Origin of the sequence: Enterobacter sp. MGH 4 (genome assembly GCF_000534735.1) — a bacterium.
Lineage (GTDB): Bacteria > Pseudomonadota > Gammaproteobacteria > Enterobacterales > Enterobacteriaceae > Enterobacter > Enterobacter intestinihominis.
Genome location: NZ_KI973294.1, coordinates 81149 through 107423 on the forward strand (window position 1 = coordinate 81149; position 26275 = coordinate 107423).

At 38.2% G+C, this 26275-nt stretch carries 23 protein-coding genes and 2 pseudogenes; 17 read left to right on the forward strand and 8 right to left on the reverse strand.

Going from position 1 to position 26275, the window contains the following annotated elements:
* Positions 1-57: 57 nt before the first annotated feature.
* The 6 genes from L350_RS07840 (at position 58) to L350_RS07810 (ending at position 10004) form a co-directional block, all read left to right on the forward strand.
* On the forward strand, positions 58-1287 hold the full coding sequence (locus L350_RS07840; protein WP_032625800.1) for a phage integrase central domain-containing protein: 1230 nt from the start codon (positions 58-60) through the stop codon (positions 1285-1287).
* Between the two features lie 1738 nt (positions 1288-3025).
* Positions 3026-6010: a hypothetical protein gene (locus L350_RS07830; RefSeq protein WP_032625805.1), complete on the forward strand. Its 2985-nt coding sequence runs from the start codon at positions 3026-3028 to the stop codon at positions 6008-6010.
* A complete protein-coding gene (locus L350_RS07825; RefSeq protein ID WP_032625809.1) occupies positions 6007-6456 on the forward strand; it encodes a response regulator in 450 nt (149 codons plus the stop codon). The genes L350_RS07830 and L350_RS07825 overlap by 4 nt, the downstream gene beginning before the upstream one ends.
* The gene (locus L350_RS07820) at positions 6453-7595 is read left to right on the forward strand and encodes a 5'-methylthioadenosine/S-adenosylhomocysteine nucleosidase family protein (protein ID WP_032625812.1); all 1143 of its coding nucleotides are present in this window, start codon (positions 6453-6455) and stop codon (positions 7593-7595) included. The genes L350_RS07825 and L350_RS07820 overlap by 4 nt, the downstream gene beginning before the upstream one ends.
* A 751-nt stretch (positions 7596-8346) precedes the next feature.
* The gene (locus L350_RS07815) at positions 8347-8841 is read left to right on the forward strand and encodes a hypothetical protein (RefSeq protein WP_032625814.1); all 495 of its coding nucleotides are present in this window, start codon (positions 8347-8349) and stop codon (positions 8839-8841) included.
* A gap of 344 nt (positions 8842-9185) precedes the next feature.
* Positions 9186-10004 (forward strand): DUF4145 domain-containing protein, encoded by an 819-nt coding sequence (locus L350_RS07810; RefSeq protein WP_032625818.1) that lies wholly within the window; start codon positions 9186-9188, stop codon positions 10002-10004.
* 31 nt (positions 10005-10035) lie between these two features.
* Here the strand turns inward: L350_RS07810 and L350_RS23440 are convergent, their stop codons facing one another.
* On the reverse strand, positions 10036-10308 hold the full coding sequence (locus L350_RS23440) for a hypothetical protein (protein ID WP_071993634.1): 273 nt from the start codon (positions 10306-10308) through the stop codon (positions 10036-10038).
* A 397-nt stretch (positions 10309-10705) separates the two neighbouring features.
* Complete coding sequence (locus L350_RS07805) at positions 10706-11731, reverse strand: RelA/SpoT domain-containing protein (protein WP_032625820.1); 1026 nt, start codon at positions 11729-11731, stop codon at positions 10706-10708.
* A 1318-nt stretch (positions 11732-13049) separates the two neighbouring features.
* On the opposite strand from L350_RS07805, the gene L350_RS07800 reads away from it, so the two are divergent.
* The 7 genes from L350_RS07800 (at position 13050) to L350_RS07770 (ending at position 17507) form a co-directional block, all read left to right on the forward strand.
* Positions 13050-13490, forward strand: a complete 441-nt coding sequence (locus L350_RS07800; protein ID WP_032625822.1) for a hypothetical protein — start codon at positions 13050-13052, stop codon at positions 13488-13490.
* A 15-nt stretch (positions 13491-13505) separates the two neighbouring features.
* The gene (locus tag L350_RS07795; RefSeq protein ID WP_032625824.1) at positions 13506-14459 is read left to right on the forward strand and encodes an ankyrin repeat domain-containing protein; all 954 of its coding nucleotides are present in this window, start codon (positions 13506-13508) and stop codon (positions 14457-14459) included.
* A 201-nt stretch (positions 14460-14660) separates the two neighbouring features.
* Complete coding sequence (locus tag L350_RS07790) at positions 14661-15068, forward strand: hypothetical protein (protein ID WP_032625827.1); 408 nt, start codon at positions 14661-14663, stop codon at positions 15066-15068.
* A complete protein-coding gene (locus L350_RS07785) occupies positions 15065-16264 on the forward strand; it encodes a relaxase/mobilization nuclease domain-containing protein (RefSeq protein WP_032625829.1) in 1200 nt (399 codons plus the stop codon). The genes L350_RS07790 and L350_RS07785 overlap by 4 nt, the downstream gene beginning before the upstream one ends.
* Positions 16265-16452: 188 nt before the next feature.
* Positions 16453-16725, forward strand: coding sequence for a hypothetical protein (locus L350_RS07780; RefSeq protein WP_032625830.1), 273 nt, complete (start codon positions 16453-16455; stop codon positions 16723-16725).
* Positions 16726-16773: 48 nt separating this feature from the next.
* Complete coding sequence (locus tag L350_RS07775; protein WP_032625831.1) at positions 16774-17160, forward strand: hypothetical protein; 387 nt, start codon at positions 16774-16776, stop codon at positions 17158-17160.
* 26 nt (positions 17161-17186) lie between these two features.
* On the forward strand, positions 17187-17507 hold the full coding sequence (locus L350_RS07770; RefSeq protein WP_032625832.1) for a hypothetical protein: 321 nt from the start codon (positions 17187-17189) through the stop codon (positions 17505-17507).
* A gap of 137 nt (positions 17508-17644) precedes the next feature.
* Here L350_RS07770 and L350_RS07765 read toward each other — a convergent pair whose 3' ends face one another.
* On the reverse strand, positions 17645-18070 hold the full coding sequence (locus tag L350_RS07765) for a hypothetical protein (protein ID WP_032625833.1): 426 nt from the start codon (positions 18068-18070) through the stop codon (positions 17645-17647).
* Positions 18071-19055: 985 nt separating this feature from the next.
* On the opposite strand from L350_RS07765, the gene L350_RS07760 reads away from it, so the two are divergent.
* Positions 19056-19619, forward strand: coding sequence for a helix-turn-helix domain-containing protein (locus L350_RS07760; protein WP_032625838.1), 564 nt, complete (start codon positions 19056-19058; stop codon positions 19617-19619).
* 543 nt (positions 19620-20162) lie between these two features.
* On the opposite strand, the gene L350_RS07755 is transcribed toward L350_RS07760, so the two are convergent.
* From L350_RS07755 to L350_RS07745, 3 genes are all read right to left on the reverse strand, one after another.
* A complete protein-coding gene (locus L350_RS07755) occupies positions 20163-20438 on the reverse strand; it encodes a hypothetical protein (protein ID WP_032625841.1) in 276 nt (91 codons plus the stop codon).
* 203 nt (positions 20439-20641) lie between these two features.
* On the reverse strand, positions 20642-20848 hold the full coding sequence (locus L350_RS07750; protein ID WP_032625843.1) for a helix-turn-helix transcriptional regulator: 207 nt from the start codon (positions 20846-20848) through the stop codon (positions 20642-20644).
* A 122-nt stretch (positions 20849-20970) separates the two neighbouring features.
* Positions 20971-21825, reverse strand: coding sequence for a DUF6387 family protein (locus L350_RS07745; protein ID WP_032625845.1), 855 nt, complete (start codon positions 21823-21825; stop codon positions 20971-20973).
* A 226-nt stretch (positions 21826-22051) separates the two neighbouring features.
* Here L350_RS07745 and L350_RS24885 point away from each other — a divergent pair.
* Positions 22052-22180, forward strand: a pseudogene (locus L350_RS24885) (IS3 family transposase); the annotation flags it as partial.
* A 65-nt stretch (positions 22181-22245) separates the two neighbouring features.
* Here L350_RS24885 and L350_RS23455 read toward each other — a convergent pair.
* A pseudogene (locus tag L350_RS23455) lies at positions 22246-22387 on the reverse strand (ATP-binding protein); the annotation flags it as partial.
* A 180-nt stretch (positions 22388-22567) separates the two neighbouring features.
* On the opposite strand from L350_RS23455, the gene L350_RS07740 reads away from it, so the two are divergent.
* Together L350_RS07740 and L350_RS07735 are read left to right on the forward strand one after the other, a co-directional pair.
* Positions 22568-23560 (forward strand): ankyrin repeat domain-containing protein, encoded by a 993-nt coding sequence (locus L350_RS07740; protein WP_032625850.1) that lies wholly within the window; start codon positions 22568-22570, stop codon positions 23558-23560.
* Positions 23561-24472: 912 nt separating this feature from the next.
* Positions 24473-25378, forward strand: a complete 906-nt coding sequence (locus L350_RS07735; RefSeq protein ID WP_032625852.1) for a hypothetical protein — start codon at positions 24473-24475, stop codon at positions 25376-25378.
* Positions 25379-25709: 331 nt separating this feature from the next.
* Here the strand turns inward: L350_RS07735 and L350_RS07730 are convergent, their stop codons facing one another.
* On the reverse strand, positions 25710-26111 hold the full coding sequence (locus L350_RS07730; RefSeq protein ID WP_144300344.1) for an RNA-binding protein: 402 nt from the start codon (positions 26109-26111) through the stop codon (positions 25710-25712).
* Between the last annotated feature and the right edge of the window lie 164 nt (positions 26112-26275).

Genomic DNA, 26275 nt, shown 5'->3' on the forward strand with positions numbered 1-26275 from the left:
TTATGGCACCCTGAATGGGACCCAACGCAAAGGGGTCCAAAAATCGAGGGTCCCAAAATGGCAAAACTCGCTAAAAAACTCACCGACACTGAAATCAAGAACACCAAACCAGCAGGCAAAGAAATCAACTTGTTTGACGGAGATGGCTTAATTCTACGAATCTCCCCCCTCTCAACAGGTGGGAAAAAGAACTGGTATTTCAGGTATTCAGTGCCAGTGAGCAAGAAAAGAACCAAGATGAGCCTTGGGACATACCCTCACCTTACCTTGGCAAGAGCAAGAGCCTTACGTGATGAATACCTCTGCTTGCTTGCGAATGGAACGGACCCTCAAGTCCATAACAACGATAAAGCTAATGCATTAAAGAATGCCACAGAACACACCTTACAAGCCGTAGCGAGAAAATGGCTGGATGAGAAGATAAAGACCTCTGGCATCTCACAGGACCATGCGGAAGACATCTGGCGAAGCCTTGAACGAAATATTTTCCCCGGTCTGGGTAATGTGCCAATCAATGAGATCCGTCCAAAGCTCTTGAAACAGCATCTTGATCCAATTGAACAACGAGGAGTACTGGAAACTTTGCGACGGCTTATTTCCAGGTTGAATGAAATCTTCCGTTGGGCGGCTACAGAAGAGCTGATTGAATTTAACCCCGCAGATAATCTGGGCCAACGTTTCAGTAAGCCTAAAAAACAGAATATGCCTGCCTTGCCCCCCTCTGAACTCCCTCGTTTTCTGGCAGCACTGAACAATGCATCTGTCCGTTTAGAAACAAGACTACTGATTGAATGGCAACTTCTCACATGGGTTCGCCCCGGTGAAGCTGTCCGCGCAAGATGGTCTGATATAGATATGGATAACAGCATGTGGAACATCCCGGCTGAATTTATGAAGATGAAAAAACCTCATAAGGTTCCATTAAGCAAAGAATCTCTTCGGATACTTAAATCTATGGAATCAATCAGTGGGCACCGCGAGTGGGTATTTACCAGCATAAAGGCTCCCTTAAACCATATGCATGAACAAACAGCCAACGCAGCAATTATCCGTATGGGTTTTGGAGGTGAACTTGTTGCCCATGGAATGCGATCTATTGCAAGAACGGCAGCGGAAGAGTCAGGAAAATTCAGGACAGATGCACTTGAAGCGGCCCTTGCCCACTCAAAAAAAGACGAAATTATCGCTGCATATAATCGGGCGGAATATATTACCGAACGAGTAGCTCTCATGCAGTGGTGGGGAGATTATGTCCAGGCGCAACAGCTTAAAATTTTTGCTGCCTGAATGGACGAAAGGCTACTAATGAGTAGCCTTTCCAATATCCCCAAACGTGGGGCAAATAACAAACTGTACATAGTACAGGATTCATATCAGCAAAAACTATTGATGACATATATTATTAATAAATCATTTTTAAATAATGTCAATGACTGTGAATAATTTATTTTTATAATTAATGCTAAATCTGGCTATACCATTGTATTTTTTAAAAATAAAATCCACACCACTCCCCTCGTTACTTACAATTAAATGAAAATATAATTCATCACAACCCTGTTAAACAAAATTAATCTTTCACTTACAGGTAATCAATTTTAGAAAAAAAGAACTAAGAAAATTTTATGTCCGATAATAATCTCACACCTACATACTTACCATTCACTGTTATAGCTCATTATAATATTGATCTGAAAAAGTGTATTTCAGGGCTTCACTTGCACAATCGAAGATATATATTAGAAGCCCTACCCGCTCTGCAAGAGAAACCTTTAAAATCAATGCAAGTGAAGCATTTAAACAACCTTTTCATTTAGCTTCCTTTGAGCTACCGAAGCGATGAATTTGGTGTTTCTCCTGCACTATAAGAGAAACTTTTAAAATCATTGTAAGCGAAGCATTTAAACAGCTTTTTCATTTAGCTTCCTTTAAGCTACCGAAGCAATGGACTCGAAGCTTCTCCTGAACTGCAATAGAAGCTTTAAAATAAATGCAAACGAAGCTGTATGTATTTATATAATAACATCGTCCACTACGATTTTTTATTATTATACGAAATGAAGCAAGGGCTAACTCTACGAAGCCGCTGCGCTTGCTTCTCCGAGTTCCCCTTGCTTTTCAGCCCTTCGGTTAGAAAAGAACAGCCAGACCCAGTAAGCACATATCCATTGAACTGCGCCCAATGTTTTGTGACAGATTACTATAGAAAGGTCGACTTTGGCACGGAGCGTTCAAGCTAACTGAGCTGAAGGTCCGCTGTGAGCGAAAAAACGGACATTGAGATTGAGTGTCAGAAGCACTGGTCACACTCTGTCTCCGAATCCTCTGTAGCAGGATGAATTGCACAATCAGAGCAGCGAAAAATATTGAAGATGTTGTTGAACTATGTAGGATATGTAGAAGCATAAGAAGATTTGTCAGGTTAAGGATTCCTGAGGGCGGTAGCATTTTAGAAGAAGAATGAATATCTTACATGATCCTTATAGGTTGGCGAAGGTGGTTTTTCGTTGAAAAAAGATAACCTTGATAGATAGTAAATCTGAAGAGACATAGGTTAATATGATGCAAGAGCATGCTTGGAAATATTTTGAACTACACTCTCAACAAAGAATGACGGTATTTAATTTCTATATTACGATAATAAGTCTTTTGATAGCAGGTAGTGGAATATGCTTACAGCAAGGAGGCAATCTAATTTATCTGACATCTGCCTTGGGTATATTTATTATATTTATAACCTTTATTTTTCATAAACTTGACTCAAGGGTGTCATTTCTTATAAAAAATGCAGAGAAAGCCTTGAGAAAAGCAGAGGATAATTATGATAATGAAGAAATGAAAATTTTCACCTCTGACCACAATAATGAAAACCTCAATAAAACCATGCGCTCACTATGGAGTTATGGGAAATGTTTCAGGCTATCGTTCGCTATCATATCATGCCTTGGCTTTATGATTTCAATAACTCCGATGGTTATAAATTTCATGGGCTAATTTTTTATAAATTTTATAGGACTGAAACAAAATGGACTATACCAAATGGCAATCAAAGTCAGAAAATAGCTTAAAGTTGCTAAATACATTATCTAAAGTTAAAAATAAAAACAAAAGAAATTTATTGAGGGGATATTTGAATAAATCAAGAATTAATAAGTTTGAAATCCAGAAAATTAGAAAAGATAATAATCTTTCTGATTGCATGATAATAGGAGCAGTAATAAAGGGAAGAGATGGGTTACTAAAAATAAGTGAAAAGCCAACGAGTAGTGAACTTTACACTATGATTACACCTAAACCATTATCATGGAGAGAAGAGCTAAGCTACCTATCTGGTTTTATAAATTCATTTGAAGATGTTTCATTAAGACATCTGGAAGTTATCAAATCGCTATCATATTTAGAGCAATTAGAAACAGACACGGCTCTTAGATTGATATTAAAGTATAGCGAAGAATATGGAGCATCTAATTTCTTATCATACAAACTAGCTTATCTCATAAGCTCACGTGATCTAACATCAAATGATCAAAAGATAGTCACAAAAATTGAAGATGAATTCGGACATAAAGATAGACCTGGATTTCATTTCAGCGCATTAGAAAACTTGAATTCAAGAATATCCTTATTTGTTGTTGCCAGAAGAAGAGTAAGCGCACTAATTGGAAGAGTAGATGGGAATATAAGAAAGGCTATATCGCTTAATAACTTTATACCTACACCATTATCTATCGATGACTTAGCGGAGTTCTTGTTAAGAGCCTCTGAATCAGCTCTAATTGATGCTATATACTCGCTAGTCGTGCTTTTTAATTTGGATGATGAATTTAAAGAAGCTAAGTTTGAATTAGAAAAAAGACTTAACTCTAAACTAATATCTGGAATCCATAATTTATTGTTATACACCTCCGAACTTAAAAATAATGAAATAGTGACTGATTATTACCGTTCTCTTAACGACGAGGGAGATTATTCATTAGATTTATATAGAAACTCTTCCGCATTTTTAGAACGTAAAGATCTAGCAAGATATAGAAACAAAATTGATAAGGTTATAGGGGCCAGATTATTAAATGAAATAGAAATCAAACACAGCCACTCAACTGCAGAATTCGAAGATGAAAAAAGATTATTATTAGCTAACGATGGTATAAGCACTAATGAGAAATTAGAAATAAAGCAGGATACATTCTATAGAACCTACTTATTTTTAAATATTCTTAGAAATAGAAATAACCTGTTATCATTAACAGGAGAGAATATAAAGTTTATTTTTGAAAATACTTTGAGGCTAGATACATTGCTGACCGAAGATGAAATGCAGACGCTTCTGTTAACATCATCGGAAGACAATAAAAGCTTAGTGACTGTACTGACACTTGCATTATATAGGAAAAAATCAGCAGACCCTGATACTGACTTTGACTTTAGAACAGATTTTATATCATACGTTAAAGAAAAATTTAGTGGCTCTATCGTAAAATTTATTTCTGATTTACTTGAAAGCAGCCCTGCAATAGCCAGCTATATAGTTGTATCACTAGATGAAGTCACTCTGGAGAAAATGTACGGCCTTGTATCTAATGCTTCAGAAGCCTCTTCGATACGACGTGAGATTTTAATGTCGGTTGGAAAAAAATTAAATCAAATCGAGTACATAATAGAAGCAGAATCAATAAATACAAGAGAAAAGGTATCGAAGCTTCAAAAATATTTTGATAGTAGTAGAATTTATGTTGATAGCGTATCGATGAAAAATTGGTTAGACAGTAACCCTACGATGTCCACAGAACAATATCGTTCACTATTCAGTCGCTCAGAGGCTATTATATCAACTGCGCAAAGTGATAATGAAAATGAATCAGATATATTATATATACAGCTAGTAAATAGTGGTGACTATCTTATACCTCAAATTGCAAAAGACGCTTTTGAACAATTTTGCCTTAATAACGAATTTGGTATTCAGTCTTACCTCGGCAGACGAATTAGACATAATACTCTAGATGGTGTAACAACAGATACTGTAGATGCGGTACTTCGGAAACCTGAACATAGAATAGTACTTGCAAATCAACAGATGCAAAGGATAGTTGAATCCTGGCTTGCATCTTATAAAGCTATTGTTGATAAACTCAGGCGTGAACACCTTCAATTTAAGTCTAGTAATTCCTTATTTAACGCATCGATTGACACTGATGATTCCGCGACCAGTGAAAATATTCGCCTCTTAACAAACACTCTTCGTTCAACCGGTAGAAGTGAATTGCTAAATGAGCTCATCATTGCGTTTTGCTGGAAGCAAATAACACCTCAACTTGAAAATGCCGCAAGGTTTATTAGGACAACACTATTACAACAAGCAAAGGATTCTATCGATAAACACTTCCAAAATCACAGCATTGGGGAGACGCAGATTGTAGCTGAGCTACACGAAGCGGTAAACGAAGTATTTATCAAAGTTTCTGATTGGTTCCAAGTTCCTGATACTGGATTCATCTCAGCTTCAATTAAAGATTTATGTCAAATAATTCTAATTGATCTAAATAGAAATAATAATGTAGAGTTTAATGGTGAAGCAATAGACAACAAATACACAGGTATAAGTGTTCATCGATTGTATGACTGTCTCGCCGTACTATTACAAAACGCGCATACACATGGAGAGGAGAATAGTGTAATACATATTGATGTCTCTGTGCTAAAAATAGACTTAGAATCAGTATTAGAGTCTGTATCTGTAGATATCACATCAAAAGTAGCAAAACATAACTTTGAAGAATCTAAACTAAGAATTGAAGAAGCAATTAGTGCAGAAGAAGATAGTACAGATATGGTTACGGAAGGTTATTCTGGAATTAAAAAGATAAAATTCATTACCAGAGCTAACGAAGGCAAACAGACTATGAGATTTCGTTTTGATAATGATAATTCGCAGCTGACCTTAGGGTTTTCGATCCACGCAGAAATAGCTACAGAAGAAAATGCAGTCACTTCAGGAGCAATTGCATGAAAATACTTTTGGTTGAGGATGAAGTACATAAAAGAGATGAGTTAATACAATGTGTTAAAACAGTTTACGGAATTGAACCACAAATAGTCGATTGCGTGAATGATGCGGTTTTGGCTGTTATTGACAATGATTTCGATTTGATTATTTTAGATATGGCCTTATCTACTTTTAGCGATAACTCAGGAGATAAGAAAAAAGGACATGACCAAGCTCAAGGTGGAATAGAAGTTTTGAGAGCATTAAAATCGCGTAAGAAAACAACAAAAATAATAATTATCACCCAATATCCTGATTTTTACATTGGCGGCGTTAAAGTGAAGTTGCAAAAATCAATAAGTGTTGTCAAAGAAAAATATAATCAAGATATAATTGGTGCCGTTTTATATACTTATAAATCTCAACCTACTTTGCAAAAGATAACATCTATACTGAGAAAACATGCATGAAAATAATGCTAATTGAAGATAATAAAAACAAAAGAGATGATATCAAGAGTTTTCTACTATCAAAAAATATAGTTGATAGTGATATTATTATAGCCAAGAGCATGACCGACTTCACTACAAATCTACATCATGATATTGGATTATTCATAATTGATTTAAAACTACCTAATATTGACGGTGGTGAAGCGCAATTTAATGGATTAACGATATTAGAGACTATCAAGAAATCTAGTAAACAAGAATCTCTTTTATTAGCTATCAGTTCATTTCCAGATGAATTCCCAAAGCTCAGAGATTTCTACGAATCACATGGTTGTATTCTTTCTACTTATTCTAACAAAAAAGGGTGGAAGTCGACACTTGAGCATTTACTGATTCAACTAAATAAAAATACAACTCTCGACTTTTTGATTTTTTGTGCATTAAAAGAAGAGCGAACTCCTTATATTACCATGATTAATGGTAAAAAATGTAATAGACGGGGAATTGATTTCTATGACATTGATATCGGAGAGAAAAAAGGTTCAGTCGTCCTTCTGCCATCCATGGGACTTGTTAATGCAGCTATCATCGCAGGGGCTTGTATTGATCGTTATAAGCCATCAATTGTAGCAATGAGTGGGATTTGTGGTGGTTTTACAGATAATGTTAAACTGGGCCAATTACTTGTTTCAAAAATGGCATACGAATACCAGTCTGGTAAATGGACTGATGATGGCTTTAAGCAAGAGCCTTACCAAGTATCCACCGATCAGAATACATTGACAAATTTAAGCATAATGATCGACCAAGATGATTTTCTTAAAGAACTTGAAGAAGGTTATAGTGCGACTAAACCTGATGAACCAACTCCACCTATTTTCTCCATTTTTACTAGTGGTTCAGCTGTAGTAGCATCTAAAGAGTTGTTAACAAACATACAAAATCATCATCGTAAATCAGGTGGCTTGGATATGGAGATATTTGCAATCCATCGTGCTACTGAGTTATCCATCAATAAACCATTATGTATTTGTGCAAAGACCGTCGTAGATCTTTGCGATTCGAATAAAGACGATGATTTACATATATACGGAAGTTACATTTCTGCTAAATTTATTATATTAGCCATTAAAAATCATTACAAATTAAATACATAATACTACTTTTATTAATCATTAACTATCTATGACCTGAGTTATGTCAGGAAAAGTGACACCAGAGATTGTTCATACCAAGCGGCCCGGACGGGCGATAACGTTTCTGCAGACGGCTGCAGGGGTACGGCGGGATACCGAGCATTTAGGAAACCTTGCCAGGACGCGGCTTGTGATCGATGACATCCTGTAGGAGCCTGAGTCGATTCATATCGCTCAATTTCCGCAGCCTGATCGGGACACAGATTGCGGTCGATTACATCCTTAAGAATTTTGAGACGGTTGATTTCTTTCCGCTGGCCTGCCCTGACGTATATATCATAGAAGTTGGTCGGCGGGATGGCTACTGTTGGCACACCTGTCATGTGATTCGAACGCTGCACGGTATCCCCAATTGCGTCATCCGACTCAGTGCATTCACCATCTCCAGCGCTTCACACATAAGCGCATCATAACCCCTCCCCCAGGTCTGCTCCCCCGCAGATTATGCAGGTAGATGTGAACAATGTCCGCACTTGGCACGTAGCGGGCTAGCTCACTGGGCAGAAGGTCCGCTCTGAGCGAGGAGCGGACGTTGGTCTTGGAGGGGCTCCGGAAATTATCTAAAAGCGAATGGTATGGATTACAGGAATGCTTGCAATTCCCAACAAACTAAAGACAGTGCGAAATCGCGATTTTTTCTGCTACTGAATAAAGTTTTCAACATTTTGGTCGTTAATTATCTTTTACGTAGTTGTTTTTCAGGAGAAGTGCAATGACATTTACCGTCGGTGAAAACTATCCATTCAGGGACATACAGAAGCGTTATAAATCCCTGAAACCGGGCGAAAAGGGACTGTCGCAGGGCGGGTTTTTAAATCCCTCGCGTGGCAATTCCTCTACATTAATTCGAGCCATCTTTGCGCGCAGAGGCGTCAATGGCCCTTTGGATAATCTATTGTTCATTTCTGGCGATAATGCGTACCGAAACTACTTCAACCGTCTTGTGAAAGTGCAAAAGGAATGTAGCCCATTCCTCTATTTTAAAGAAATCAATGGCGAGTGGTCTTATATGGGGCACAGTCAGGTGGAGCGTTTACTGGAACCCGACTCAAAAGCATTAACCCTCTTGCTTGACAAAATGGGGTGCACGCTGGAAACGGTTGGTGAGGTGGGTGGCAAACCATTGTGGCAGCTTTCCGCATTAGGAGGGCAAGGTTTTATCAGACCGCGTAGACTGGAATTTATAGCGGTCTTACAGCAGGATTGACCTGCTCCCCGTTGATTGACTCAGTGTAAAGTTAGTACGTCCGTTTTTGACACAGAGCAGGCAGTTCTGGAGACACCGATGTCTGCTATGAGCGAGGAGCGGAAGTCAGTCCAAATTAGCTAAAAAATGACTACTAAAGCAGTGGAAATTCAAAATGTGCGATCGATATCTGATGACATCCGACTAGATTTACTTGAATACACCTTTTTTAGATAGTTTTGTCGCACAAACTCGCCTGATGGTGTCCCGCACTCGACCATTGACTCACCTGAAGGGGGCAAACCCTCAGTTTGGATGTGGTAAACTCATTCGCGACCATTCATAGAGGAATCAGCGAGAAAGAAATGGATAAGTTTTCATTTGGTAAACCTTTCAAACTTAATGACTACGTTATATACCCGTGCCCAGGTTGCGGAAGAAGCAGTCTGAAACTCGATAAAGAAACATTTAACGCAAGGGTGACCGGTGAATCACATAGCATTATTGAATTTCTCGGCTTTGAAACAGAATTGATTAAAGAGGTTTTTACATCGGTTCTGGTTTGCGAAAATCATGAATGCGAGGAAGTTGTTGTCTGCTCTGGCACAGGTCATGTTGAGATGGATATTGCCGTAAATGAACGCGGCGAGCAGATACAGGAATACTTTAGCTATTACACACCCAAAGTATTCATACCAACCCTACAGTATATAGATATCCCCACAGAATGCCCATCCGAAGTATGTGAAAATTTACAAGAGGCATTTTCACTGACACTACTTTCGCCTGGGTCAGCAGCAAACAAGGTAAGAGCGGCGATAGAAAACCTTTTGTCTGAATACAATATTCCAAAATACAAACTAGTTAAGCCGAAAGGTAAGGCCAAGCGCGAGCGGCGCCTCATATCTCTGCACGAGCGAATTGCCATAGCTGCACATAGAAAGAAAATATTTGAAAAGTTAAATGAGCTTTTATTTGCCGTTAAATGGCTGGGTAATGAAGGGAGTCACGCAACATCAGGTTTAACTCAAAGTGATCTCTTTGATGCGTACCGGTTGACTGAGCACATTCTCAACGCGCTCTATCCATCAGGTGTAGACCTTCAGAAAAGGGCGCGGGAAATAGTAAAAAACAAAGGTGTGAAAAAGCAAAAAAAGAAGTTTTCCCGAACATCAACTGTTTAATGAAAAGAGTGTAGGCTGGACTTTCGCCAGCCTATTTAGGTTCGTACCAATCTACATTGCCCTCTTCGTCTCTGTATCTCTGCAGCCCTATTGTAAAGTCAACAAAAAGACCATCGCCCAGATCGGCTTCTTGCTCTACCCGATTGCCGGTGAAATAGTCATGACCAGACAGTTTGAAATTGCTCAGCTGAGGAGTTGGTGGCTGATCACCCCGCGGTGTCAAATCTATAAAAGGCTTGTATTTCGGATCATACTTTCTATACAGCCATTCTTCATATTGATAACGGCTAATTCCGTCAAACAAAATTTCGTACTCAACGCATGATGGATAGTACTTTTCTATAAAAAACTCAACTAAATTTGAATGTAACTTTGACAGAATTCTTTACAAGCAAAGTTGTAATATCCGTCTTGGGCTAAGTTAAGATGTGCGTTGTTAATAATCAACAAGAATTTCGCTGAGCTCTGACATGCAGTGCAATAGCCAAATTCTCGCAACAAGCTGTCGCCACTATACCGACCAGGGACAAATAATTCACTTAAACCTCCATGAATTTGATTGAATAACTTTAGAATAGCCACCACCGGCCGGCTTTGTTTTTTTACGTTGACTATCATCAGATCCTTACAGGCCATTGTGGTCAGAAGTGGTCTAAAAAAAACTAAGTTAGTAGAGTTTAGACCACTCCAGAGAATAGTATTTATTTTATAAAAACATACCTGCTGAGATAATTTAAAAAAGTTTTCGTATCTAAAAAATAAGCAGGATATGCATTTTTTAATTCACTAATTGAACTAACAGAAACCATAGCTACTTCACAGCCTTTATTTTCCGCGCAGTATTTTTCAGACTCGACATAAGCTTCTGCCGCCTTTGCATGATTGTGATTTTCGAAGCTCTTTATATTTATATTCCGCTTTACGGTGTCAACAACAATTATGCAAAGTCCTTTATCATATTCTTTGCTACCTTCAATATGGCTAACTACGGCATTATAAGCAGCTAAAATATCGAAAACATTCAACTCGACGGATAAATGGCTTAATTCTTCTGATATTTTTATATAACTCCCAGATGGTTCTTTTTCATATTCAACTTTATAAAAAAGCTCTGATACCAATTCAAAAAACCTAAGCCATCTTGCATCACCAAAACCAGATTTCAATGATTCCTTTCGAAACAAACCAACCATTTCAACTGCTGTAGCCCAGCTATGTTGAATAGCTGTTCTTATTTGCATTTCAATGCGTAATCCATTTAAAGATGGAAATTTTTTATTTTGGAATGAATAGACCATGTGAAAGCTTCTATAACCGGAATCTTTCACGTCTATCATGTAATCATCCATTCTAACTAGTTCATGTGAGAATTTAGATGATTTTATTTTATTAACTAAATCATACACTTGATCTAGATTATTTAAAATAGCCCGGCACCCACCAAGATCCTGCATCTTATTTAGCTTCATGTCAGGAAATCTAGAAAGTTTAGTAACAATGGAAGGCATCCTCTTAATTCTAGAGGATAGTAACGCATTTTTGTTTAAGGAAATAGCCTCTCTTTCCATATAAAACTGTATTTTACTTAAAGGGTATAAATGCAACATCCTCCACTCATGAAGAATTTGTACATCTTCCTCTTTATATTTTTCACCTGTACCAAACTGAGAAACTAATCTATCCCCAGCTCTTCCAACTTCCTTTTTTGAAACAGATAAAGTGTACATAGTAAGACGCCTTATAATAAGATTATGCTAATTTAGGAATTACAACTTACAAAGACCCGACAGCGAGCAAGGGTAACAAACCACCGCCAATTAAGAGGGGCTAGCCCGTGCCGGTATGGGATCAGGGTAACTGAAATGAATTGGATGCACCAGACGTGCTACAAGGAACCCGCTTGAAAAAGGGAATTAAAGCTGTTTTTTAGCCAATTGGCTGGTCGCTACTCATCAAATTGCGGATTTATGGCGTTTTAGTGCCCGAAACTGAATGTGATCATTCGTTGGAGTGGCTCGAAAAAATCCACGAAAATGCTCACATCAGATTAGAAGTACCGTCCATGAGGGCATTTGTGAATGCCACTTCGCGGGATGGAGGTGACCTGCTCCAGTTTTTAACTCACAGTTTCGTTAGTAACGTCCGCTGTAGGCACTGAGCGGACAAGCTTAGTGAGCTGAAGGTCTGCTGTGAGCGAGATAGGGTCATTCGCACCCTGAGAATTAGACTTTGAAGTGATTCAGGGTATGCGCTTACTGGTTACGAATATTAAGCGAAAATCACGTGAGGATCGCCACTTTTCTTTCGAGCCAGTAGGTGCTCTGAACCTACCCACATAATGTGTACGCGACCCTAAGCGATGTTCTGGTTTTCAAACTGTTCCGGGCTGAGACTGATCCTACCTACGAATATTGGACACGCGACTAAGAGAGTAGACTCTTTGCCAGCATGCCGAAAATACCTTCCTTTTGATAGGAATGATTATCCCTGAAAATCAACTATCGATCAGAGCAGCGGAGAAAGCAGGTCGTAAATGTTTTCTCAGATATGAATTTCTTAACTTTATTGGTACACCTATGAACAATAGTTTGATTCGAATTAACGGTTATACCTGAGCACAGAATAACTGAGATGATATGACCCAATTTTTCTCCTCACTCTAACAATCACACTATGGATAGAGTTGAAGCAATTTTTTATTGATGGAACACTGTTACTGAAAAACCTTCCCGCCATATAAAATTTCGAAAAATGCTGCCCTGCTCTCTAATTAGCATATACCTCAATTTATACTCCTATTAACACCTGATATTTTTCAGTCTCTGCTCCTGACAATCATGCCCCCCCACAAACAAGAAAGTTTATTAATGATAAATAAAAATAGCACTTTTTGATAAACATCATATTTCCTATATAAAACATCGAATTAAATTAATTAAATAAAAAGAAAACGCTTGCTTATTTTTTATTATTAAATATAAATTTGATTTTTATTTATTTGATAATATATATTCATTTCATAAAAAACAATAAAGGAGAATAAAAATGAAAAAACAAAACCACTCAACCCTGACAAGTTACCTCTCTAAAACAAAAAAGAATACAGATCTCTACCGTCTGTATAACCCTCACTTCTCAGTATTCTGTAAAAACAGCATTGAAGATCATGTTTTTTATCTTAATTATTTTTCCAGACATATGGTGACGGAAAGAAACATTTTGACCATATTTGCTATCCATACCTTTTTCTCTTATGGCATGGACAAAAAAGAGACCATAAAATCCTTTATTCGCTTCCTTAAAGAGGAGAATAACGACGCTTTTTATCAGTCATTTTCTTTTCGTGGCTGCAATATCATTTACACAAACAAAAAAAGAGAAGTGAAAGAGATCTCATGGTTTTCCTTTTCACGGATCTATGACGAGATCGTTAAGATAAAAGAATATGAATACAACAATAATACCTGGCACAAAATGGCCGCTTAAAAAAGGAGAACCCCCATGAGTAACTATATAGAAGATAATTTATTTGACAGCAAATCTAAAAAAGACGTCCAGAATTGCATTGCTACAGGCATTGACATTAACACACTAAATGAAGGCGGTGAAAACGCCCTTTTCGGTTGCGACAGTATCGGGGCTTTAAAAGCCATGATTGAAGCAGGCATAGAGCTGAACCATACAGATTGTTATGGTAATAATGCCCTGTTTAGCAGAAAAAGCCCACGGGCACTGGGGCTATTGATAAAATCAGGTATTAACGTTCACCACAAAAATAATAAAGGCCAGTCCTGTCTTCACTGGCAGCACTACGATATAGATTGTGCGGAACTCCTCATTAACGCGGGCGTTGATATCCACAGCACTGATAACGAAGGACAAACGCTTCTTTACAACCTCCACGATCATAACATTTTTGATTACTGGGTAAATAAAGGGTGTGACATAAACCACAGAGATTATAATGGCAAAGCGGTGCTGGAGCTTCCGACTGACGACGAGTGGTGGATATATGATTTCAGTATTAATGCCCTCAAACGCCATGTTGATAGAATAGACAGCACGCCAGTTTTATTTAAACATGTTTCAACTGAGGCTTTGCCTCTAATTGCTTTGCTTCATGAAAAAGGGCGTAATATCCTTATCGCTGAACACTGTTCCTTCGCATTATATGTCAAAAACATGAAGTCCTTCTTTACCTCCCTGAAAAAATATACCGATATCAGTCATGTTCAGTTTTATAATTGTTATCATGATGAACATATTGGTATCTACACCGGCATAGAGAGAGTGAAATGGTTTATTCGAAATGGTATCCGAATGGACGACGATATACTCAGACAGCGTTCTGACTCTGATAAGATTTTTTCTTATATCGCAGGGAGAGAGAAAAAAGATCTGTTAAAAGAAATGAAGCCAGAGATCCCCCGTGCACCTTTGCGAAAAAGACTCTAAAATTCTGGAGTAAACAACCCTTTTCTTAGTCTGAAAGATTTTATTTCATGATCATTAATCCGATATATCCTCGTGGGTATACTATTTGTCAAATGGTATACCTTTTTTAATCCAGCCAATTAAATTATTTACCCCGTAACAGCTTGACTTATTCACTTCATCGGTTATCTGTAGTAATAAACATGCAATAAAAGGATAACTATGAGCAGTGACATGAGTAATGATGATGATATAACCAGAGTATCAAAACGCGGTAAATTCCATACGGACAAACTTCCTGAGAATGAAATACGACATTACTGCGTCAGTGTCAGATTAAATGAAGAAGAGTTAATTATTCTCGACAGTAAAAGAGGTCAGTATAAAAAAGGAGAATGGCTCAGGATGGCTTCCCTGAATAAATTCCCGCCGGTTCTGCCAGAAATCAATCGTGAAGCATGGATTAAACTTGGCAGCCTTTCACAGGATTTAAACCACCTGCTGAGTCATCTCGACAGCAAAAGCTCTGACAGCGAACTGACCCGAACAGAACTCTTTGCCCTGCGCAGACAAATCAAAACGCTTCGCGATCACCTTATTCCTTCAGCCTTTCTGGATCCAAATCAATGAAAGGCATGCAGAAAATAAAGCGGGGTAAACAATTTACAGGTGTAGTTCTCTATAGCCTGAAGTCAGGCTCTCACCACAAAATCACGCCTTATGTCATCGGTGGTAATATGACCGGAAGTACTGCTGCTGAGCTTATCAGTGAATTTGAAGGCACCCGACTGCTGCGCCCCGACGTCGCTAAACCTGTCTGGCATAATTCGCTTCGACTGACCAAAGGAGAAACACTGTCAGTCAGACAATGGGCGGCATTTGCTGACGATTACATGACACGGATGGGGTTCACTGACACTCACCTTCGCTGTTATATCGTGCACGACGATACTGACGGGCAGCATATTCATATTCTTGCCAGCAGGATTGATATAGCCGATGGAAAGTTGTACCTGGGAAAAAATGAAAATCTCATCAGTACCCGGATTATCAGCGAACTGGAGAAAGTCCACAAACTCACTCAAACCACACCTGCCACCGGTAGTCAGCGTCAGGAGAAAAGAAAGCCTTCCCGCAATGAGCTGATGATGGCTGAACGAACGACAACTCCCTGCCCTAAGTCCACTCTGCAGAGCCTGATTGATAATGCGTTAACCGGCCGTCCCGATTTACTGACTTTTATCGATATGCTGGAACGGAAAGGTGTGACCTGTAAACCCAATATCGCGTCGACAGGAAAAATGAACGGCTTTTCATTTCAGTACCAGGGCATTGCCTTTAAAGCTTCTCAGTTGGGGAAAAAATATGGCTGGTCTTCCCTGCAAACACTGATTGATTTTACACCGGAGCATCTGACTTTACTGAAACAAGAGCAAAACCCAACAGAGCCTGCTTCTGTGCCAGTGCCATCATGCAGACCTGAAAAACAGACTGTAAACCGGGAAACAATCCTCGAGAAAATCCATCAGCTTGAAGAAAAAATTTGTCGGGAAAGACAGCAGGAAACCGTGGGTATCATTCAACTCAGGAGCAAACTGCACAGTACAGCTCGTCAGATACCCCCCCAGCGTCGTCTTCAGTCGTGGCTTTTATTACTCAGTCATATTGTTGTACTTCTCAAACGTAGGGGGCTGTCTCTGCTGAATGCCACCAGACATCCTTTCCGCCAGATCCTGCACCTGGAGTTGTTGACCCCTGTTCATTTCAGAGCAGTTCATTCTCTTAAGGAACAAACAGTTAGCAATCACACTCATCGCATACCATAATTCAATTAGTACATAAATCAAGGATAGTCAATAAAATATTGATCGTTTATATAGATCGATAATATAGTTATGATAGTTATAACCTATCATAAGAGATCCATCGATCGGTACAAGCAATTTTACTAAAGAGGATCATTCAACGAAAATGCTCAAAAAGACATCATCTTAAATCAGGCCCCGGAGTCGCAATGAGTAACCAGACCGTTCAGTGCCCCTTCTGCTTTACACAAAGTCCCCACGGCGTGCGGATTTGCAAAGGCTGCCATGCAAAAGTGGCCTATGGTGAAAGCCCGCTCAGTGTGGCATTCCTGTTTCAATTCGTGGCATTAGCTCTCGCTTGGTTAGTATTTTCATTGACCGGCAGCACTCCTACCTCAGTCATTACTTTTTTTGCCAGCGTCATTATTCTTCTCTGCATTATAAAAAAGAAATATGCAGACAGAGTCGTTTTTATACGGTGATATTAATTTCGCACCACCGCAAACATAAAAATTAAATTGAGAGAACTTATGAACAGACTCATTGCTTCTGTATTTTTTATTTTTACTTTCCTTATCGCTGGATGTTCAACATCAGGCAATCAGCATCTTAAAAATGAAACATCACAAAGTCTGCAGTCAAAAATTATCAAAAATAAAACAACCAAATCAGAAATAACGGCCAGTCTGGGTGAACCAGATACCCGGACCACGCTGGATGATGGCAATGAAGAATGGATGTACACGATGGATAACAATCAATTCGATGCCACCACATTTATTCCCGTGATTGGGCTATTGACGGGGGGTTCACAGACGCAGGCCAGAACGCTGGAAATCGAATTTAAAGGCGAAACAGTCAGCAAGTGGTCGTTCTCTGAAAATAACAGCAGAATGAACACGGGTCTTATTCAGTAATTCATCCTACAGCCAGGAATCAATTTATGAAAACCTCTGCCGTTATCACACTCGTTACCGCTGTCTTTTTGCTGAGCGGCTGTAACAGTGAGCCCTCTGAACAGGATCTTTATAATGCCATGAATAAGGTCGTGGAGCAGACGAATGCCATCGTTAAATCCATAGCAGGTAAAGATGTCCCGAAAGACGCACTGCGGGAATTAAAATCTGTCAAAAAGCATGACTGCGTAGAAGTATCGGATAAAAGCTATAAATGTAATGTGACGGTTGTTGTTGATAACGAAAAGCGTACTGCTGCTGTAATCCTTGTCAAAACGGATGATGGCTGGCAGGTCGTTGATAAGTAAACCTACCGTAAAACCATCACGACAGGCGGGACACCGAATGGGTGGCCCTGCCTTTTTTATTGCATCTGGTGTCCTGCCGGATACGCCAGCTCCATTTATCTCCAGTATCCCATGCCCTATCCACGCCGCTGTCGCTGTCACAGTCTTTTTCTGATCACTGAGCCAGGAGGAGTATAAGCCAGAGAGCCTGTAATGCGTTTCTTTTCATACTGTGCCAGCAAATCAGCATAAATATGCTCTGCTTCATACAGATTGCCTGAAATATAATTCACGAGTGAATTCAGGCAATGCAGCAACGTGTCGCTATTTGCAAGCTTCCTGAGCAGCGTTGTGTTCAGGGTCGAAACGACTCCTGTAAACATCTGCATAATATTATCAACGTGATAACAAGAGTTGCGGTACTGCGCCCGTGAATAAAAATACTTTAGATGATACCCAGCGAAGAGAACATAAAGTTTTTTATAAAAGGTATTGTTATTAACGCTGTTGTGATGATGGGTTATAAATTTATCAACAACATGTATAAATTTTTCTTCCTGAGATAAAACACTAATAGCACTCATGATTTCCTCCATTTTTTGTTTTTATAATTAAGTACTATCATCTTAAAAATTAAAATCAATAGTAAAATGGAATATTTTATTATTTATATATGTTTTTCTTCTTCCATAAATAAAAAACAGCTTTTACTGTGGAAATGTTTTGTCTTACCGATTGCATTACTGTTTCATATTTCAATTATCTGAGTTATTTCCCTATTGCAGATAAGAAACCACAGGAATATTTTTGAGAGCGTGCTACGCACTGGCTTACGCCCTTACTACCGATAAATGTTAATTATTTTTACCGAACAATTGAAAAACCGTAATTTTGTTTCCCTAGCAGCGCCGCTGAGTGCCCGCAGCACTCACTCGCTGAAGCAGAAAGGATTTTTCCGAAGGGTCCCGGCGTGAGCCGTAGTCAGCAAACGGGTAAATCATGTATCTGTGTTCGCTTTCCCGATCAACTCAGCCTCCTGATTTTTTGCGCGAAGCGTATTTGTGCTGACAGCTAACCCCATTTGTCTGAACTTCTGCGCGAAGCGTATTTATACTGACAGAAAACACTATAGCAATGTTCTGAAGCCCAATGGCGCAACACACAGTTGGGCAGGCTTCACTTAAGAAATGATATTATTTAAGAAAAGCAATAATAAAAGTGTTTTCATCAGGTACACCAAGGCCTTGAGTATCGATCTAATGCAAAACTGTGGTTTCTTATTTCTTTATCACTCTTTTATCTTGCAGATAAAAATCGAAAATTACATAATAAAATCATATATTTACACAAGATCTGCCGTTATTGATTTCAGCACCAAAAATTATCAATCACATAACAGGTGATGGTTAAATTTAGCACCCCTTGTTTTAAATTCTACAACCTGTTACCACCACAAAATAACGGATAAAAAATTCAAGTAAAATATAATTAAAATAATATTACCAAAGCCGTTGACAAATAAATTAAATATGCCATATCTGTAATGATAACAATAAAAAAGGAGCCATTATGTCAATCACAAGTGTTGTATTAACTAAAGAACAAAAATCCATTATTGCAGAAGCATTAGAGGTTATGCCCGAAGATCTGGAAGAAATAAAAATTAAAGCAAACAGCTATAAAAAAACGTCATTCAGAGACGATTTTTCAATGATCTTCAAAGGTAATATGGCTACACTCGCCAGAATGGATTTGACGCCCACAGCATTTAGAATTGTGCTTTATCTCTTCTCAGCCATTGATTATGGAAATATTATTCCTGATTTTTCACAGTCACGTACTGCCAAAGAGCTTGGGCTGAATAAATCAAATGTTTCACGTGCATTCAAAGAGTTATTTGGGAGGAAAATACTTATTCGTGACACCATAGATAATCAAGTATACCTGAATTCAAATTTGTGTGTTAAAGGAATTCCTCGTCGTTTCAATGAGGATCTGATGGATAAATTCAGAAAGTCCAGACTGGAGACAGAAGACTTTGCCAATTCGTTTAATTTTTATCGTGCAGGGAACAAAACCAAGCCAGTTAAAAACTCCAGAAGACGATATCCTGCAGACGGCATTCCATTTTAAAAAACATTACAGCGTGGTAATTTTCTACACGCGAGTGAAAACTTTAACAAAACAAAGGATATCTATATGCAACAAAGACTCTCCACTTATCTTCAAAAGAATAAATCATCAGCTGAAAGTCATAATCTGTATAATACTATTCACTATGTATTCTGGTTGCTTACATTAATCGCGTCGTATACACCAGATAAGAGCATAGTTTACCTGAGTTTTCATCGCGCTACATCCATTGCACAGCAAGAAGGGTTACAAAACACACCTGCCCATTTTATAAAACCATCGATAAATTGATTGATGTTAAGGTTATTATGCCTACTGAATTAAAATATAAGTATCGTTTAAACCCTGTATTTTTCAGTTTTCTAAAAAAACAAACAGCAGGAAATAAAAGCCCAGGATATTATTACCCCTATAATATTTACTATAGCAAAACCAGATGACCACGATCAAAAGAACATAATTTTCATATATTATAACCAGTTGAATTTAAATGATAGGGTACAGACTTGTGCTGTCTGTACCCATGATAATTTACTACAGACCTTACATCTTTTTATCCACATTATTATTTATGGCACTATTTTTTTCATTGACAATTTGCTCAATACACATTCGTAACTCATCATTAATGGTAATATCTGTACCACCCTCGACGAGTATAGAACACAACACATAAAGAAGCACGTGCTCAAACGCTATCTCTTCGACTGGATCTACATAATCACAATAGGCCTCAATAGCTTCATACAAGCTATTCGGTGAAGCTACAAATGCACATACAAAATCTTTATCTTCCGGCACTCTGATAGAATCATTCATTTTAAATCCCCTATTCTTATTAATATATAGTGTCACGGCGAACTATCATAATAATATTCCCCCATAACTATTTTTATTACTTCCTAATACGAAAGCCTGACCTAATACTACTTATGACATATCAGGTGGCCCTCTGCTCACTGCTGAATATCGCCATTTGTTTTTACATACTAAATTTAATATATTCATCGTTAACCCCGTAATCAGGCTGCATTATTACGTGAACGTTCAATTGCAGATGCGATCCATTCATCAATTTCACTTTCAACAAATGCAATTGCACGCGAACCAATTTTTATTGGTTGTGGAAATAAACCTTCGTTGATTAGACGATAAATCCAGGCTTTACCATAGCCGGTTTTATTCATAACTTCAGGAAGTCGGAGCAGGCGTATATTTTTATTGTTCATTTTGTTTTCCCTTTGTCGTTGTAATGGGGTCACTATACGAACAGTTGGGAAAAGAAAGGAGCGAGCTTCCTAACTGCAGGGTCATGGTCTGCCCTGCAGTAGTAGACTTCGGGAATTTGGGATCAGTTAGAATCAGAGAGTTTCATCACATCTGAAACTCTCATGTTTTTCAGGTGGGGATTTCGGTTCATGAAAAAATTGAACTGCCTAATGAAGTCTATCGTTGCAGCTTTCATCGCAAGTGGACGATCTGAGTCTTTAATGTGATACCCTAAACGGATAGTTGTTTCTTCATCTTCATCAGTATAAAGAAGCCGGGAGAGGCGATCATCTGAGATTCTTAGTTCTTTCCTTTTTGCCCAAAGTAAGATGTCCAGCATCGCAATCAACCTATAATTTATGATTTTTTTAATGGTTCCATAGCCGAAACGAACGATACCGGTTTCATTAACTTCCACTCCTTTGACCGATCTCCATTGTGGCAGGGCCGCTTTTATCGATTCGGCTATTTCATCGTCAGTACCACTACCAAGATCGATTTCAAGCAACACCGTTTTCTCGCATAAGGGGGACAAGAGTTGTGACACATAAGCTTCGTGATGAGGCGCATTAACACAATATTCATCGTTTCCTTCCTCCCAGGTGAAAAGATTGACACTAAGGGCCATCACACTAAGTTCAGCAAGCCTGGTGATATCGGTGATAAAAATGTGTGGAGGACTGTAGAGGGTATAGTTAACGGTTGGATAATCGAGTTGCTTCCCTTTGAATAGATGGGGGTTCCCACTGAAAATTTCAGTCATGTACACCCAAAGCCCTTTCTTTTCTTCTTCAGTAGGACATGGCTTGTACAGAAGTGCTCTTGCCCAAAGTTCGTGATACAAGGCATTTAAACTGATGTCTTCGAGCTTGCGATAGTTATCTATGTCAAGCCAAGCTTTGATTTCTTTAGTATGCTCTGGTGACCAGTTTTTCAAAATTCAAATCTCCTGCCTTCTTAAAGATTTAAGTCATACGAATACATTTCATTTAGTTTGAAAAAACTACCGTATTCACTAATCGATGAAAAGCAGTTCCTGCTTGCAAGTTAACCTAGACAGAAGGAAGTTGGACTGAGAAATTTGTTAACTTTTGATGCATCTTGCCAAGGTCTACATCCTGGCAGGGAAATGGCCCGACTACACCCTGCCTCTTACTTTACTCTGGGCGTATCTTGTCGTTGTTCTCGACCTGTTCGCCAGAAAACCCAGAGGGGTGGGCAATGAAATTCAATTCTCACCTGAGAGCAAACTTGCCATCAGAGCACTGGAAATGGCGTGGGAGCGCCATGGGTCAACAACGGGTAAAAAGTGATCCACATACCGCACCACCTACGGTCTAGTGTTGATCCACCTTGTTTACTCAGTATTAGTTTCAGCGATAACCCCGGCTTTCTGTTTTTGCTTCAGTCGATAGCCTTCTCCTTTTATTTGCACGACGTGTGTGATGTAAAATCCAGTTCAACATTGCCGATGTAATGGTAGCATCTCCCGCGAAGGTTTAGTCCTATAGTCCGGACGGCAGGTTACAGGCGTAAATTTACGGCAGGTGTTTCTGATGTTTCCATGGGTGGTTTGTTAAAATTTTACTTCCTTACATCAGAAACGCCTGTCCCCTCTGTTGCATTTCTCAGAATTTCTGATATCTAATGAATTTAAACATTTTTTCATGGGGGTGTTTATGGACTTAGTTACGTCATTATTACAAAGGGGATTATTAGAAAGGGCATTAGACCTTGCCATTTCTGAATCATTCTTCAATCCAAGATCACCTGATGATATAAAGCATGCTTTAAAAGCTGGCTATGATATTAATGCTGTTAACAGTAACGGCAATAATGCCATTTTTGGCTGTAGAACCCCTGAAGCACTGGATTTTCTGCTCAGCCATGAAATTAATGTGCACCATATTAACGAGCAGGGACAAAATGCTCTCTTTCATCAAAAAAATCCCGAAATACTAAAGAAGTTGATTGAACTAGGTTTAGACACCTCGCATACAGATGCTAAAGGCTATACCTGCATTTTTGCACATTACATGGATGCTGAAGGGCTACAAGTTTTACTTAATGCCGGTTGTGATATAAATCACGTTGATAACAAAGGAAGAAATATTCTCTTCCTGCCCCTCTCCCCGGAGGTTTTATCCATAGCAATAGATTCCGGATGCAATGTCAACCATATTAATCATGCAGGAAAAGGTTTTATTGAAGAGGAATATGACGATGAATTGCATAATATCATTCTCCGCCATATTCATAAATTTGAAAGAAGAACGTTGCATGTCGATTTCTGCAATACCAACTCAGTATTATTTTTATATGAGCTCTCTGAATATGGATTCAAAATAGAGCTCAATAAAGATCGTTTCGTAATTAACAGTTACATTAGCGATTACAAAGATATTTTAAGCACTCTTGATTGTATCAGTGACATTCAAGATGTTAATTTCTATAATTATGACGGTGGCCCTCTTTACAAAGATATCGATAAGAGAATTGTAAAGTGGATGATAAGAAATGAGTTCCTCATTGATCTAACCAAAATTTCTGATGATAAGAATTATGATGACATATTAAAATACAAAACCAGCCATGAACAAAAAGAAATATCTAGGCATTTAAAACCTGCTAAAAATAAATCTACTATAGTCAAAAACGGTGGAAGGCTGTGAGATTTTATATATGTATTTCATTCGCATTCATTAAACATACTGTCTCAGTATGAATAAAGAAATTCAGCATCAACTTTATTGGGTGTTGATCTATGATGCGTATGGTACTAAGGGTCAGACTCCCCTGCCCGGTGATGTAAAAGTTGTCGGCAATTTGAAAATATCCCTTATCGTTTAGTGAACTTGCCTATCATTCTCCGAACGATTTTTGTTATAAGCACTCGCGCTGAATCATGGGACTTATGGAAATATAAAAATGAGATTAAATCTTGTTATATGGATTCAGCAACTGCCCATTGCTGATAGCCAGTATAAATGTCAGGCCAATTCTGAACTCCAGATTGTGCTCTCGCGCCCAGTTTTGCATAAAAATAGTATCCATTATACTCATAAAGGCAATATCCCTCCCTAAAAAAGCTCCGGTCTATCTGGCTGAAACTATGACGCTAACCCATTAGGGAATCTGAAAAAGTTAAGGCGATGTGATTTGATAGCTTGATTGCATTGTAATCCCACGTCACTGCTGATATTGCTGGAACACCATCGGCAAATAGACGATAGTCCACACGAAGAAACGAGGACACATGCCAGCTTATGTTGTCCAGAAACTTCCGCTTAGTGTCATAAGTTGACTCAGTTGGCACGCACATAGTGTGCAACCACAAGCGACCTACTTATTTTGTTCTAGTTTTGTCACTCATGCGTATAGTAATGATAGAAAATTTAATGAGTTATAAGTATTCTCTGGCGGGATAACTCGCATACGTGCTATCGTGAATAAATGGATTTGACAATTGTCAGTAATTGTCTGACTTTAAGTAATGATTCACAGCATGGTCGTGCTGGCTGAACGCGCATGCGCGTTATTAAAATATTAGCCGGTCAAGAGTTCACTTTCACGGATGCAGAAAAATGAAGTTCAAAAATCAAGTATATGAAGATTTAGTTAAAGATTTAATTAATGACGCCTTTTACATTGAATCAAGATCAAATAGAGGTAAAATCTCTACAATTCGACAATATTCAGAAGTTGTCATACGCAAATTATGTGACATCCCTCAAGGCGAAGAAGTTACCCTCGGTAATTTCGAAGTTATTAAAAAGTTAAAGGCCACAAGTTCAGATGATAAATTTTTAATGGGAGCAGTTAGAAAGCTACAAAAATTAGGGAATAAATGCACCCATACAAAAAACACAAAACCTATTCTTGATACTGATGTGGATTCTGCAATTGATGCGTTGTTTAAGTTGTATGCAAGCTTGTTTATTTTGTACTTTAAAAAGTATAAATTTGGTTCCTGTAATGAAATTGTGCGCGCATTTTCCATACTCCCTCCAATCATTAGATTTTTTGTTCTCGACAATCTGTATGACAGTGATAAAAAAAATTTACTAGTTATTGATAAGTTATGTTTGGTTCTGCTCAAAGCATTTGACAAAAAAGATGCATTAAACTGGCTAACTGAAAGGAAAAGTGAGTTATCTGACATATTGCCGTACACGCCTGAAGCTATTTCTGACATTGAAGTTGCCCATGGAAAACTGTATGCGAAGTTAGTTGTAGCTAACGCTCCTGCTAATATGTACATTTGTTGCCTAGACCGATTGGAGGAAGTCGACTTAATACTTAAGAAGCAAGGGTTGCTTTACAATAACTTTGAGCAGGCAAAACCACTCTATTTAGATGAAGGAGTTCTCGATAATAATAGTGCGGAGAATGAGGAATTTAATGACATAATGGAATTTGTCTATCTTGGACGAAAATCCGAAATAAATGAAAAGCTTAATAAACGGCATTTATACAGTATTACGGTTTAGAATAAATAGCTCAACTAAAAAGGCGTTCATCAGATAAACCGTTGAACGCGGAGTTAATGTCTGCTACTCGCTGTGAGTTCAACTGATGGATAGAGAGCTAAACTAGCACCTTATGATTGAGCGGGTCGAAATGATTGCGCGACTAGCAACAGAGGGCGTGTGCTAGGAAAGAGATCGTTGGATATCATTGGGGCTCATTGCAGAAGTCGCAAAGGAACAAACGATGAGAAATAATAGTTCCTCAGTTTTTTAGGCCAGCTTAATAGAAAAATTATAAATTGATTATTTTTGATAAAAGCACTCTGTTCTTAGAGTGCTTTCTTAGAATGCTTCAACTAGTGAAATTTTCAACTGTAGAGAAAATCTCTTTGAATATATCCTCTGAAAAATTTATCGAACCATTAGTATTCACTTCTAGAGTTTCAAAGCCACTAAAGGTTTTAACATTTAGCTTGACTTTATCAATCGTGAATTTTGCATTTTTGAAAATATTATTTATTTCTTCAATGGCATCGCTTGAGGATTCAAGCTCCAATGTTCCAGATGTCGTTTTGCTAAAAGTAAGATCTTTTAACTTAGCCTTGTGTACCTTAACCCTCTCGAAATGAGGGGTAATGCATTGTATGAAATCATCAATTCTAATATTGATACACGACACATTGAAATCAGCTTGCGTTTTTTTAATAATATTGGATATAAAGCTTTTTATGCTTCTAGGCGGAGATTCAATCACTAAAATAAAGTTATTTTTTTGAGTTTTGCAAAACCAAAATTTAAACTGAATATACTTGAAGTGATTGAATTCTGTTTCATTACCATAAGGGTCAATAATAATTTCATTTAGTTCAACTCTTTCAATATACTTTGATGAGATGGTATTATCTTCATACGAATTAA

What these genes read in the sequence shown, in the direction of transcription:
- L350_RS07840 (WP_032625800.1), top strand. Translation starts at nt 58, where the DNA reads ATGGCAAAACTCGCTAAAAAACTCACCGACACTGAAATCAAGAACACC.
- L350_RS07830 (WP_032625805.1), top strand. Translation starts at nt 3,026, where the DNA reads ATGGACTATACCAAATGGCAATCAAAGTCAGAAAATAGCTTAAAGTTG.
- L350_RS07825 (WP_032625809.1), top strand. Translation starts at nt 6,007, where the DNA reads ATGAAAATACTTTTGGTTGAGGATGAAGTACATAAAAGAGATGAGTTA.
- L350_RS07820 (WP_032625812.1), top strand. Translation starts at nt 6,453, where the DNA reads ATGAAAATAATGCTAATTGAAGATAATAAAAACAAAAGAGATGATATC.
- L350_RS07815 (WP_032625814.1), top strand. Translation starts at nt 8,347, where the DNA reads ATGACATTTACCGTCGGTGAAAACTATCCATTCAGGGACATACAGAAG.
- L350_RS07810 (WP_032625818.1), top strand. Translation starts at nt 9,186, where the DNA reads ATGGATAAGTTTTCATTTGGTAAACCTTTCAAACTTAATGACTACGTT.
- L350_RS07805 (WP_032625820.1), bottom strand. Translation starts at nt 11,731, where the DNA reads ATGTACACTTTATCTGTTTCAAAAAAGGAAGTTGGAAGAGCTGGGGAT.
- L350_RS07800 (WP_032625822.1), top strand. Translation starts at nt 13,050, where the DNA reads ATGAAAAAACAAAACCACTCAACCCTGACAAGTTACCTCTCTAAAACA.
- L350_RS07795 (WP_032625824.1), top strand. Translation starts at nt 13,506, where the DNA reads ATGAGTAACTATATAGAAGATAATTTATTTGACAGCAAATCTAAAAAA.
- L350_RS07790 (WP_032625827.1), top strand. Translation starts at nt 14,661, where the DNA reads ATGAGCAGTGACATGAGTAATGATGATGATATAACCAGAGTATCAAAA.
- L350_RS07785 (WP_032625829.1), top strand. Translation starts at nt 15,065, where the DNA reads ATGAAAGGCATGCAGAAAATAAAGCGGGGTAAACAATTTACAGGTGTA.
- L350_RS07780 (WP_032625830.1), top strand. Translation starts at nt 16,453, where the DNA reads ATGAGTAACCAGACCGTTCAGTGCCCCTTCTGCTTTACACAAAGTCCC.
- L350_RS07775 (WP_032625831.1), top strand. Translation starts at nt 16,774, where the DNA reads ATGAACAGACTCATTGCTTCTGTATTTTTTATTTTTACTTTCCTTATC.
- L350_RS07770 (WP_032625832.1), top strand. Translation starts at nt 17,187, where the DNA reads ATGAAAACCTCTGCCGTTATCACACTCGTTACCGCTGTCTTTTTGCTG.
- L350_RS07765 (WP_032625833.1), bottom strand. Translation starts at nt 18,070, where the DNA reads ATGAGTGCTATTAGTGTTTTATCTCAGGAAGAAAAATTTATACATGTT.
- L350_RS07760 (WP_032625838.1), top strand. Translation starts at nt 19,056, where the DNA reads ATGTCAATCACAAGTGTTGTATTAACTAAAGAACAAAAATCCATTATT.
- L350_RS07755 (WP_032625841.1), bottom strand. Translation starts at nt 20,438, where the DNA reads ATGAATGATTCTATCAGAGTGCCGGAAGATAAAGATTTTGTATGTGCA.
- L350_RS07750 (WP_032625843.1), bottom strand. Translation starts at nt 20,848, where the DNA reads ATGAACAATAAAAATATACGCCTGCTCCGACTTCCTGAAGTTATGAAT.
- L350_RS07740 (WP_032625850.1), top strand. Translation starts at nt 22,568, where the DNA reads ATGGACTTAGTTACGTCATTATTACAAAGGGGATTATTAGAAAGGGCA.
- L350_RS07735 (WP_032625852.1), top strand. Translation starts at nt 24,473, where the DNA reads ATGAAGTTCAAAAATCAAGTATATGAAGATTTAGTTAAAGATTTAATT.